The sequence below is a fragment of the Bacillus sp. 3255 genome (assembly GCF_031456485.1).
Lineage (GTDB): Bacteria > Bacillota > Bacilli > Paenibacillales > NBRC-103111 > Paenibacillus_E.
In genome coordinates, this window is record NZ_JAVDUS010000013.1 from 106,858 (window position 1) to 118,963 (window position 12,106).

Genomic DNA, 12,106 nt, shown 5'->3' on the forward strand with positions numbered 1-12,106 from the left:
TCGATTTTTTATTTGCTATCGTTATGAGGATAGTTTGAAAGGGAGTCATTGCATGTCTAAACCACCGATTCAAGAGCAGCTAAAGAAAAAGATCATGATCCTCGACGGCGCCATGGGTACGATGATTCAGCAGGAAAATTTAACCGCGGAAGACTTCGGCAGTGACGATTTGGATGGCTGTAATGAGATTCTTTGCGTTACACGCCCCGATGTGATTCGTAAAATTCACGAAGCTTACTTTGCCGCAGGCGCGGATATGATAGAAACGAACACATTCGGTTCGACGAGTGTCGTGCTTGCCGAGTATGATCTGCAGGACCGTCACCGCGAGCTTAATCTGGCGGCAGCCAAGTTGGCAATTGAGGCTGCTAACAAATATTCGACACCGGAGTGGCCGCGTTATGTCGTAGGCGCGATGGGTCCGACGACCAAGACATTGTCCGTCACCGGAGGGGTTACGTTCGCAGAGCTTGAGGAAAGCTATTACCAGCAAGCCCTTGCCCTAACCGAAGCCGGGGTCGATGCGATTCTATTGGAAACTTCTCAAGATACGCTCAATGTGAAAGCAGGAAGCATCGGGATTCGCCGGGCTTTCGAGACACTCGGCGTCGAGCTGCCGATTATGATTTCGGGCACCATCGAACCGATGGGTACAACGCTTGCCGGTCAAAATATCGAATCGTTCTATATTTCGCTCGAGCATTTGAAGCCGATTTCGATGGGACTTAATTGTGCGACAGGTCCTGAATTCATGAGGGATCATATCCGGACGCTGTCGGAGATCGCGGAAACGGCCATCAGCTGCTACCCTAATGCCGGGCTGCCGGATGAGAACGGCCATTATCACGAATCGCCTGAATCTCTAGCGAAGAAAATGGCGGGCTTCGCCGAACAGGGCTGGCTGAATATTGCCGGCGGCTGCTGCGGAACGACGCCGGATCACATTCGCGCCATGGCGGAGACGCTGAGCGCTTTCAAACCTAGAACAGAATACGGTACGCATTTGCCTGCGGTTTCGGGGATCGAGACGCTGTATATCGAGCCTGAGAACCGCCCGGTCATGGTCGGCGAACGGACGAATATTTCGGGTTCCCGCAAATTCAAACGCTTGATCAAGGAAGGTAAGTTCGAAGAAGGCTCTGAGATTGCCCGCAATCAAGTGAAGAACGGCGCTCATGTCATCGATATCAACTTGCAGGATACGGATATTGACGAATCTTACGCGATGGAGCAGTTTATGCAGCAGGTGGTCAAGAAGGTGAAGGTACCTTTGATGATCGACTCTACGTATGATCACATCATTGAGCTTGGTTTGAAATATTCCCAAGGGAAAGCGATCATCAACTCCATTAACCTGGAGGATGGGGAAACCAAATTCGCCGGCATTCTGCCTTTGATTCACCGTTACGGCGCCGCCGTCGTATGTATTCTCATCGATGAGCGCGGCCAGGCGGTTTCCCGCGAAGCGAAGCTCGAGGTAGCCACACGTTCCTATGAGCTGCTGACCGAGAAATACGGCATGAATCCGGAGGATATCATTTTCGACCCGAATATGTTCCCGGTCGGTTCCGGTGACCCGCAATATATCGGTTCTGCCGTAGAAACGATTGAAGGCATCAAGCTGATCAAAGAGAAGTACCCGAGAGCCAAAACGATTCTCGGCTTAAGTAATATTTCCTTCGGCTTGCCGGATGCCGGCCGCGAAGTGTTGAACTCGGTTTATTTGTACCATTGTACGAAGGCGGGTCTCGACTATGCGATCGTGAACACGGAGAAGCTGGAACGGTATGCGTCGATTCCGGAGGCGGAGCGGCAGCTGGCTGAAGAGCTGATCTATCATACGAATGACGAGACCTTGGCGAAATTTGTCGCGCATTTCCGTGAGAAGAAAGTGGAGAAGAAAGAGAAAATCTCCAACCTTTCCCTGGAAGAAAGACTCGGATCTTACGTTGTGGAAGGTACGAAGGAAGGTCTGATTCCCGATCTGGACGAAGCGCTCAAGAAATATTCGCCGCTTGAAGTCATTAACGGACCGTTGATGAAGGGGATGGAGGAAGTTGGCCGTCTCTTCAACAATAACGAGCTGATCGTAGCGGAAGTGCTGCAAAGCGCCGAGGTTATGAAAGCGTCGGTCAGTTACTTGGAACCTTTCATGGAGAAGTCGGAAACGGCGGTTAAAGGGAAAATCATCCTGGCAACGGTCAAAGGCGATGTGCACGATATCGGGAAAAATCTGGTGGAAATCATTCTCTCCAACAACGGCTACAAAATTGTTAACCTGGGGATTAAAGTACCGCCGGAGCAAATTATTGAAGCGTACCGCAAGGAACAAGCGGACGCGATCGGTTTGTCCGGATTGCTCGTGAAGTCCGCCCAACAAATGGTTGTTACGGCGCAGGACTTGCGGACAGCCGGTGTGGATGTGCCGATTCTTGTCGGCGGCGCCGCATTGACGCGGAAGTTCACCAAAACCCGCATTCAACCTGAGTATGAAGGCGTCGTGCTGTATGCGAAGGATGCGATGGACGGACTGGATATCGCCAACAAGCTAAGCGACCCTGAACAGCGGGAGCGTCTTATCCAGGAGCTGAGAGAGAGCAAGGAATCCGATGTGATGGAGGCAGGGAAGAAGGAAGACAAACTGCCGCAGCTCACTCGCGTGAGTTCGTCCGCTGTATCCAAGGATCTCCCGGTTCAAGTGCCGCAGGATACGGAACGCCATATTATGAGAGATTATCCGATCGGCCATCTCATGCCGTATGTCAACATGCAGATGCTGCTGGGGCACCACCTCGGTCTGAAAGGCAAAGTCGAGCAGCTGCTCAGCGATAAGGACACAAAGGCGATGCAGTTGAAGGATACCGTAGACTCGATTCTATATGCCGCCCAAGCGAATGGCATCATCAAGGCGCACGGCATGTACCGATTCTTCCCGGCACAGTCGCAGGGCAACGACGTCATCGTGTACGATCCGGAGGATACGAGCAAAGTGCTGGAGACGTTCACGTTCCCTCGTCAGGATAAGGAACCGTATCTCTGCCTCGCCGACTATCTCAAGTCGGTAGAAAGCGGTGAGATGGATTATGTCGGCTTCTTGCTCGTAACGGCAGGACACGGCATCAATGAGCTGGCCAAAGAGTGGCGCGATAACGGTGATTATTTGAAATCACACGCCCTTCAAGCGACTGCGCTGGAAGTGGCGGAAGGATTCGCCGAGCGGATCCATCACATTATGCGGGACGTATGGGGAATCGCCGACAGAGTCGACATGACGATGCAGGAACGCTTCGGGGCCAAATATATCGGACAGCGCTTCTCGTTCGGTTATCCGGCTTGTCCGAATCTGGAAGATCAAGCGAAGCTCTTCAACCTGCTGAAGCCTGAGGATATCGGCGTAGAGCTGACGGAGTCGTTCATGATGGAACCGGAAGCATCGGTTTCGGCGATCGTGTTCGCACACAAAGAAGCGCGTTATTTCAATGTAGGTTAACAGGATGAAGCATAAAGCGAGGCAGCTTGCACGAACACCTGTGTTCGGCGGCGTCCTCGCTTTCCGTGCTCTCATCAGCGATTATGCGAATAGATTGGAGTTTAGAACTTGGACCTCTATTTCTTGGGAACTGGGGCAGGGATGCCCTCCAAACAGCGAAATGTAACATCCATAGCCTTAAACCTGCTCGATGAGCGGGGAACATACTGGCTATTCGATTGCGGCGAAGGCACGCAGCAGCAAATCCTGAATTCTCCGGTGAAGCTGGGCAGAACCGAGAAGCTGTTCATCACGCATCTGCACGGCGACCATCTATACGGGCTGCCCGGCTTGCTGACCAGCCGCTCCTATCTGGGGGGCGATACGGCGTTAACGATGTACGGACCTCCGGGGCTGCGACGGTTCGTGGAGACGGCGCTCGAAGTGAGCGGAGCACATCTCAGTTATACGCTGGACATCGTAGAAATTCAGGAAGAAGGGCTCCTCTTCGAGGACGATACCTTCCTCGTCGAAACGGCGCGCTTGGAGCACCGAATCGAATGCTTCGGGTATCGCATTGTGGAGAAGGAACAGCCGGGCAAGCTGATGCATGAGAAGCTGACGGCGCTTGGCATACCGGCCGGTCCGATCTATGGCAAGCTCAAGCTCGGACAGTCCGTACAGCTGGAAGACGGGACTGTGCTGCACGGGGCCGATTTCCAGGGCCCGCCGATCCCGGGACGGATCGTCACGATACTCGGCGATACCCGGTACTGCAGCGGAGCACGGCTGCTAGCGCGAGGCGCCGATGTGCTGGTGCATGAGGCGACGTTCGGCATGGATAAGCAAGAACTGGCTTACTCCTTCGATCATGCGACATCGACCGATGCGGCGCGGATCGCTCAGGAAGCAGGGGCGGGCGCGCTGATCATGACGCATATCAGCTCGCGGTACCAAGGCGACGCCGTGCTCGAGCTGCTGCAGGAAGCGCAGCATCATCACCCGAACAGTCATATCGCCCGGGACTTCTGGAGTTTTGAAGTGCCGCGCAAAGGATGAAAAAAGAAGCCTCTTCCTATAATGGAAGAGGCTTCTGCCGTATTAACGGTTTTGTTCGTCTTTCTTTTCTTCGATGAATCCGTTGATGCTTTGTTTGCGGCGTTGATTTTTGGATTCGATGTCTTGCTTCTCTTGGGCTGTAATTTCGTCTGCATGCTCATCTAAATAATCTTCAGCCTCGTGCAGGTTGGCGATAGTATGATCGATTGCATTTTGCAAACGCGCTGGATTGTTCTCGCGATTGTCCGGTTTAGCCATGGTGAATGCTCCCTCCTTCCTGATGGAGTGATGATCCTGTTATACAATTCCACGACGGCAGCTATAATATTCACGGTTTGCGCATTCTTTTTCGCCAATTTCCCGCATAAACTAACGTGACGAAGGACTTAACTCCGAGGTGATGACATGGCGATTACGTGGGCGGAAATCCTGCTTTCTATCTTTATGTCCTCCATTTTTTATGTTATGTTAAGAGAAATCAGAAATGCTTATAGAGACTCCGGATAAGTCATCTTGACAGCGAGAAAAGGGGAAGGTATGCTCGGATTTGCTATATTACTCGGCTTTAATTTCATAGGTTATGTCATCCAAATGAGCCTGCACCTGCCGCTTCCCGGCAATGTGATCGGGCTCATCCTATTTACGGGGGCGTTGTTCGCCAAGCTCGTCAAGCTGTCTTGGGTGGAAGATGCGGCCGCGCTGCTCACAAGGCATATGATGCTCTTTTTTATCCCTTATACCGTCGGGATTCTCTTATTCCTTCCTATCATCGGAGCGAATTTGGTCGCGATACTAGGCGGCACCGCGGGGGCGACGGCCGTCGTTTTGCTTGTCACGGGATGGATTTCGTCCAAACTCGCGAAGGAGGGGGAGAAGTATGGCGGATAGTATCCTGCAGCACCCCTTCTTCGGTTTGACTCTCAGTGTTGTGATCTACGCTTTCGCTAATCTCATTCAAGAACGATGGCGGTTCATGCATCCGTTATTCGTATGTACGGGACTTATTATTCTTATTCTGGTCGGATTTCGAATTCCGTTCGCGTATTTTAAAGAGGGTGCGGATGTGCTGACGCTGTTGTTGGGTCCTGCAACCGTTGCTTTAGGCGTCCCTTTGTACAAATACAGGTCATTAATACGTGCGAATTTGAAAAGAGTCATGGTCAGTGTGATCAGCGGCTCCATTGTCGGGATTGGTGCAAGCGCGGCGATCGTCGGACTGCTCGGAGGAAGCCGTTCAATTGTGCTTAGCATGCTGCCCAAATCCGTCTCCTCGCCTATTGCGATTGAGATCGCGAACCGGTTAGGGGGAATTCCCGAACTCACCGCGGTTCTGACGACGATGACGGGGCTGGTGGGCAGTATGTTCGGTGTCCGGCTTTTGCAATGGTTCAAGATACAGGATGACATCTCGATCGGGATTGCGCTTGGCACGGCGGCTCACGGCATCGGGACGGCCAAGGTCATCAAAGATTCGGAGCGGCAAGGCAGCTTTGCAGGCTTATCGATGGCATTATGCGGCATTATGACTTCTATTTTCTTCATCCCTCTATATTGGTGGCTTCAGTGACCTCTGTAATATTTGCCGCTTTCCGTCTATGTGACGGGAGGCGGTTTTTTTTGTATTTTTTAAACCTTACAAAAGCTTAACAACACGAAAACGGCCCCATAATAAACCTCTGCTACCATGAGTTTGAGGATAATCCAGTGGAAAGGCGTGAGGAAGATGAACGGACCGCTTCTGAATACAGCGCCTCATCAGGCCAGGTTGACGGTTAGTCTGGCCGGCAGCGCACATGAAGTTGAGCAAGCTATGCGGCTCAGGTATCAAGTTTTCGTAGAGGAAGAGAAGAACATGCGCATGCTGAATGAGGACGGTCTTGAGCAAGATGCGTATGACCCGTATTGCGATCATCTCATCGTCAAAGATGCCGAAACCGATCAGGTCGTAGGCACTTACCGGCTTCTGCCAGGGGAGCGGGCGCTGGACGGCATCGGCTTTTATTCGGAAACAGAGTTTAATTTAGCGGCTTTCGCCGAGTATAAACGGCAGACGCTTGAGCTTGGAAGAAGCTGCATCGACCCGGCGTATCGCGGGGGTAAGGCCATCCAGCTCTTGTGGGAAGGCATTGCCGGTTATATGACGGAGCGGAATTATTCGTATTTGATCGGATGCGGCAGTGTGCACATGAGCAGTTTGGAGGACTTGAATGAAATCTACACCATGCTCGTTCATAAACAGGTTATAACCGACCGGTTCGGGATCGAGCCGCTTGCGACGCATCGTATTCAGGGACTCGCCATGCTGGATGCGATTAGTAACGAGAAAGATATTTTCCGCAAGCTGCCTCCGCTAATGAAAGGCTATCAATGGCTCGGTGCCGAAATTGGCGGGGAACCGGCTTATGATGAAGTGTTTGAGACGGTCGATTTCTTCATTATTCTTCAGAAAGACAGAGTGACCCGCCGGTATAAGCGCCATTTCTTATCTAACTAGAGGGGAGGCCGGCACCTTTGTATGATTGGATTGCCAAGCTGACTTCCAATGAACACAAGCTCGACCGTATAGAGCGAGTCCTCCGATTGTTCCCTCTGTGGATGCTGCGGGCGGCGTTGGCGCTCGCTGCTAACATCGGTTACGCGGCTCTGCGGAGCAAGCTGTTACGGCCGGTTCAGCGAAATATGGAGGAGCTGCTGGATCATGTGCCCAAGCGCGATATTCGCAAGCATGCCAGACACTATGTGCATAATGTGGTATTCACCTTGTTCGAGCTGCTCTTCATGAGCAGGCGCTTGCATGTGCTGCACAAGGATTTCGACGTGCAGGGCCAAGAGCATTTGCAGGAAGCTAAGCGCCGGTCTCAGGATCAAGGCTTCATTGTGTATACGCCGCATCTCGGCAACTTCTTCTATTACTACTGGTATCTGACGCGCCGCTACGATTGCATGACGGTCGCATCGGCGGGAAGCCCGGAGCTTCGGCCGCTTTATTTGAAATTCCAGGCAATGGGCTGCAAGGGGCTGGATTACGACAGTGTGCCTCCGCTGGAGCTGTACCGCACTTTGAAAAAGCATCTGCAGGCCGGAGGCGTCGTGTTTGTGCTTGGCGATTTCTGGCGAGCGTCCTTTCCATTATCACGGTTGTTCGGCAGATTGACGAGGACGCCTGAAGGGGCGGCCATGCTGGCTTTGGAGCTGCGCATTCCTATTGTCCCCTTCTACGGTTACAGGGTTAGAGGCTTCAAGCACAAGCTGGTATTCGGACCTCCTGTTGATCTGCCAACCGGGCAGGCAGGGCGTGGCGTACGGGCGGAATCGAATTTGCGGCTTAACGCTTTCATGGAGCGGGTCATACGTGAGCAGCCCGCCTCATGGTTTTATTGGTTTAATGTGCATGAACGCTGGGAAGAGAATCACATGGCCGTTAACGACGGAAAGACGCACGTCTACAACGAAGATAAAGGACTGGTGATTTGACAATGGATACGGGAAGCCATTTGTTATTCGGTATCACCTTGGCCGGACTTGCATGTCTGGAGCCTGTCGTCTCGCAGGACCCGAATTTGACGCATGCCATATTAGCCGGTACGCTGATCGGCTCGCACGCTCCGGACTTCGATACGTTAGCGCGGCTCAAAGGGTATACGAACTATTTGCGGGTTCATCGGGGGATTACGCATTCCTTGCCGGCGCTGTTCATCTGGCCGATCGTGCTCAGCGTGCCTCTGGCTGCTATTTTCGGCGTATGGGAGCATTGGTTAAGCTTATACCTGTGGACATTCATCGCGGTTGTCTTTCATGTGTTCCTGGATCTGTTCAATGTGTACGGTGTTCAATGCATGCGGCCATTCTCGGCAAAATGGTTTCACCTGGATACTCTTTGTCTCTATGAACCGTTCTTGTTCGCTCTGCATACGGCAGGCGTGTTCATTTGGCTGCTCGTGTGGCACGGAAGCGGCGGGCTCCATATCGGCGAAATGTTTGCCCTTATCTATGCGGCAACCTTGTTCTATATTGTTGTGCGCAGTTTGCAGCGGCAACGCTTCATCCAGTTGGTGAAGCAAGAGCTGAATCTGGAACAAGGCGTCTGTCACCTCATCCCGAGCCTAAGCTGGTTTCGCTGGCAATTCGTCATCGAGAGCGAGACGCAATTTTACTTGGGGGAAATTAGGCATGGGGACGTTGTGGTGGAAGTTGAGTACAGCAAAATCGACTATACACAAGAAAAATCCCATCCGATTGTGCAGGCTACGATGACGACGGATGGCGTTCGCGCTTTCCTGCACTTCGCGCAGCGCATCCATGTCTGCTGGACGGAGAAAACGGACGGGTATGAAGTACAGTGGCGCGATGTGCGCTTCTGGCACCAGCGCAAGCTGCCGTTCGGCGTCAACGTCCGTCTGGACCGTGACATGAACGTGATCAGCGACAAGCTTGGTTGGGATAAGAAGGCGTGGGATCCGCCTTACGTGTAAGTAAGCAGAAGCCTTGCTCCTTAGGGAGTGAGGCTTTTCGTTTCTTGTCATTTTTTGAGCAGGGGTTTCGACTTGTGATGTCGAAAATATGGTGCAATAGTCCTATTTGAAGAATAGCCACGCTTTGAAATTGACGATCTTAGGAGCACCCGGAATGAAGAAAAGAACCCCACGCGAAGAGGGCTTTACATTGATTGAAGTTTTGGCTGCAACGGTCATTTTGTCGGTGGCGGCGATGGCTATGATGGCCTTTTTCATTAACGCGATGTCCTACAATAAAGGGAATCAGAATAAGACTGTGATGGTCAATTTGGCGCGGAACGCGTTGTTTTATATGGAGAAGCAGAATTTCGGCACGGTTGAGAAATATTTCAGTCAAATCGGCGAGGCTGACGGCAACGATCCGGTTATGACGATGGACAATTGTACGCTAGCGCCGACGGGCGGGGTGAACTGTACGATTCCTGCCAAGCATGAGCTGTTGAACAGCTTCAGCGGAATAGGAAATGTACTGCGTCCGAGCGTCAATGGGATCGAGTATGAGATTACGGTTACATACCAGACTGAACTTGAAAAAGGTCATGCCGATGCTTCCGTGCCGAGCACGGAGGACCGGATGAGCAACTATTTGATACCGATCCGGGTAAGTGTGAAGACGCTTGGCGCCGTCGAAAGCTTGCGGAATCAGACGTCTGTGGAAGGATATGTGATAAATGAGAAAATTCGTTGATTTCGCGCGCGAAGAAAAAGGGCTTTCACTCGTCGAACTGATCGCCTCGTTATCCATTTTATCCTTGGTCATGGGCACGATTTATGCAGTTATTACTTTCGGCTTTACGGCGTACAACAAAGTGACAGTGGAGAATTCGCTCCGGGACGAGGCGGATATGATGATGTCTGCGGTGATGACCCAGCTGTATACCTACGGCCCGGAGTATGTATCGAATATTGCCAATGAGAACGGCATCGAGCTATCGAGGACAACGAAGCTGAACGGTACGGAAATTCCGCGCAAACAAATGAAAATTTATAATTCCGGCTTATATATCGCGGACGCTACAGCAGCTAACGGAACGGGAAAGGTAGATCACCTCCAATCCGTCCTCTTGGACGGTTCCAGAATTCAATTGGACTGCGGCAACGCCAGCGCATGCCGGGACGGACTTATCCGAATTACGCTGGTGCTGGAACAAGAGGATAAGAAGCACGTCAAGCATCAGCTGAAGATGGAAAGCAGATTCGGGTTTTGAGCGGGGTGAGAAGGATGAGAAGGTTGAAGCGGCTGGCAGAAGAACGGGGATCCGCGCTGTTAATCGTGCTGTTCATGATATTGATTTTCACGATGCTCGGACTCGCTGTACTCAGCGCAAGTATTGGCGGCGCGGTGCGAAGTGAAACGAAGCAGAAGGATGTGCAGAGCCTGCATCTGGCCGAGAAAGCGCTGAATGAGGCGGTGGCCAGAATTAAAGCGACGCTGGACGGCCGGGAGGATTTCAATCCCGAAGCGCTCGAAGCGGAGTTAACCAGTATGTTTCCGGCCATTGAAAGCAATACGGTGGAGACCGAGTTTGCAGATGAACCGGTGACGAGTGCCGAGTTGATCAAAGAAGAGAATGGCGCTCCGCCGCAAATTAAGATTACCGTAACGGCGAACATCGACGGCGTCGTGCGTAAGCTTGAGCAGCTCGTAGGGATCAACGCTTATCCGGATGTGCTGAATTATGCCGCCGGCTCGGAAGGCAATCTGATTCTGAATGGCTCGCCGTATTTTCTTGGAGGAGATTTGTATGCAGGCAAGAAGCTGCAAATTAAAAATCAAGCTGAATATATCTACAACAGCGAGAATGGCGAGATAAGTACAGCCAACGTAGGCAAATATACGTATTTGGAAGGTAAAGCTTTTGTGCAGACGCTGGATGATTTCACGTTTTGCGATGCTGGGATGAATCCCAATTGCTCGCCGGAACAGTACACGAGTATCAATGCCACGACGGATAAAGGGTTAACGACGATCCCGACCGTTCTCGGCGTTCAGAAGGATCATGTAGAGTTGAAATCCCAGGAAGACTTCGTACAGCTGAATATGGATGAGTCTTTCATCGATAAAGTGACGGAAGCGGTAAGCGGAAACGCGACGGAGCGGGCGATTATCAAAAATAATTATAACCCCAACGATCCCACACAGCTTGAAAGCTATTTGCAAAGCCGTACGGATAGGCTGAAGCTGGCGGTCTATGATCGTATCGATGACGAAGAATATGAAACGAAGCGCGCTGCCGATATTGCCGCCATCCATGACCAAGCGGGCTTGTCCGGCGGGTCCTATTTATATAAAGGCAATTTCAATATCGGGAACGGCGGAGACTTCAACCAGCTCGTGTTCACGAAGGAAGCCAAAGCGTACCGGGAACCGATTGCGAATGGTTCAACCTATTATTCCAGCAATTGGTTCATTATTAACGGAGATTTGAATATCGATAACGAAAATTTGGATGATAAGCCCCGCGACCCGATCAAAATAAGAGGGAATATTCTGGTGACAGGGGATGTCAACATTAAAGGCGATGTGACGATGGATGCGACGATTTTCGTTCTGGGAAGCACGAATATCTTAGATGCCAGCATTAGCGGAATTACGGAAGATGGCGAAAATTACAAGGAGCTTGTTATGCTCTCAAAAGGCGAAGTGCTGATCTCCAGGGTCAATTCATTCAAAGATTTGCCAAGCGGCGGTTACGATGGTAAAAATCCGAAGAATGGAAATATTACGAGGCTCGATGCCTTCTTCTATACGGATTCCAATGCGGAATTGTATGGCGTCGGTTCTGTTTTCTGGATCAAAGGCGGATTTTTCGCCAAAGGCGACCTGACAATCAACGCGGTCAGAGGGAATACGAAAGAATCATCGGATTTAACTTCCCTATATATCGAACCCGGCCAGAGTAACATGCAAAATTCATCATCCCGATTTATTATTGAATATAACAAGGATATTTTTACTCACCAGCAATCCGCGCTCCCGCGAGTCAAGGGTATTAATTTATCCAGAGGTAAAAAGGTTTTAGTCAAATAAAAAAACATCCTTCAGTCATGGTGAACTGAAGGA

11 protein-coding genes are annotated in these 12,106 nt (G+C 51.3%); 10 read left to right on the forward strand and 1 reads right to left on the reverse strand.

From position 1 onward, the window contains the following. The first annotated feature begins 52 nt into the window (after window positions 1–52). A complete protein-coding gene (metH, locus tag J2X61_RS19985) occupies window positions 53–3,490 on the forward strand; it encodes a methionine synthase (protein WP_274468278.1) in 3,438 nt (1,145 codons plus the stop codon). Window positions 3,491–3,598: 108 nt separating this feature from the next. Next, window positions 3,599–4,528 (forward strand): ribonuclease Z, encoded by a 930-nt coding sequence (rnz, locus tag J2X61_RS19990; RefSeq protein WP_274468279.1) that lies wholly within the window; start codon window positions 3,599–3,601, stop codon window positions 4,526–4,528. Between the two features lie 42 nt (window positions 4,529–4,570). Here the strand turns inward: rnz and tlp are convergent, their stop codons facing one another. Further along, window positions 4,571–4,786, reverse strand: a complete 216-nt coding sequence (gene tlp, locus J2X61_RS19995; protein WP_274468290.1) for a small acid-soluble spore protein Tlp — start codon at window positions 4,784–4,786, stop codon at window positions 4,571–4,573. Window positions 4,787–5,041: 255 nt separating this feature from the next. On the opposite strand from tlp, the gene J2X61_RS20000 reads away from it, so the two are divergent. The 8 genes from J2X61_RS20000 to J2X61_RS20035 all read left to right on the forward strand — a co-directional run bounded on the left by J2X61_RS20000 (window position 5,042) and on the right by J2X61_RS20035 (window position 12,073). Next, window positions 5,042–5,416, forward strand: coding sequence for a CidA/LrgA family protein (locus tag J2X61_RS20000; RefSeq protein WP_310190000.1), 375 nt, complete (start codon window positions 5,042–5,044; stop codon window positions 5,414–5,416). Continuing rightward, the gene (locus J2X61_RS20005) at window positions 5,406–6,095 is read left to right on the forward strand and encodes an LrgB family protein (protein WP_274468292.1); all 690 of its coding nucleotides are present in this window, start codon (window positions 5,406–5,408) and stop codon (window positions 6,093–6,095) included. The genes J2X61_RS20000 and J2X61_RS20005 overlap by 11 nt, the downstream gene beginning before the upstream one ends. Before the next feature lie 117 nt (window positions 6,096–6,212). Further along, on the forward strand, window positions 6,213–7,022 hold the full coding sequence (locus J2X61_RS20010) for a GNAT family N-acetyltransferase (RefSeq protein WP_310190002.1): 810 nt from the start codon (window positions 6,213–6,215) through the stop codon (window positions 7,020–7,022). 17 nt (window positions 7,023–7,039) lie between these two features. After that, on the forward strand, window positions 7,040–8,002 hold the full coding sequence (locus tag J2X61_RS20015) for a lysophospholipid acyltransferase family protein (RefSeq protein WP_274468295.1): 963 nt from the start codon (window positions 7,040–7,042) through the stop codon (window positions 8,000–8,002). Between the two features lie 2 nt (window positions 8,003–8,004). Continuing rightward, window positions 8,005–9,000, forward strand: a complete 996-nt coding sequence (locus tag J2X61_RS20020) for a metal-dependent hydrolase (protein ID WP_274468296.1) — start codon at window positions 8,005–8,007, stop codon at window positions 8,998–9,000. 154 nt (window positions 9,001–9,154) lie between these two features. Continuing rightward, a complete protein-coding gene (locus J2X61_RS20025; RefSeq protein WP_274468298.1) occupies window positions 9,155–9,730 on the forward strand; it encodes a type IV pilus modification PilV family protein in 576 nt (191 codons plus the stop codon). Further along, a complete protein-coding gene (locus J2X61_RS20030; RefSeq protein WP_310190004.1) occupies window positions 9,714–10,250 on the forward strand; it encodes a prepilin-type N-terminal cleavage/methylation domain-containing protein in 537 nt (178 codons plus the stop codon). Before J2X61_RS20025 ends, J2X61_RS20030 begins: the two co-directional genes overlap by 17 nt. 14 nt (window positions 10,251–10,264) lie before the next feature. After that, a complete protein-coding gene (locus J2X61_RS20035; RefSeq protein WP_310190005.1) occupies window positions 10,265–12,073 on the forward strand; it encodes a pilus assembly PilX family protein in 1,809 nt (602 codons plus the stop codon). The last annotated feature ends 33 nt before the right edge of the window (window positions 12,074–12,106 follow it).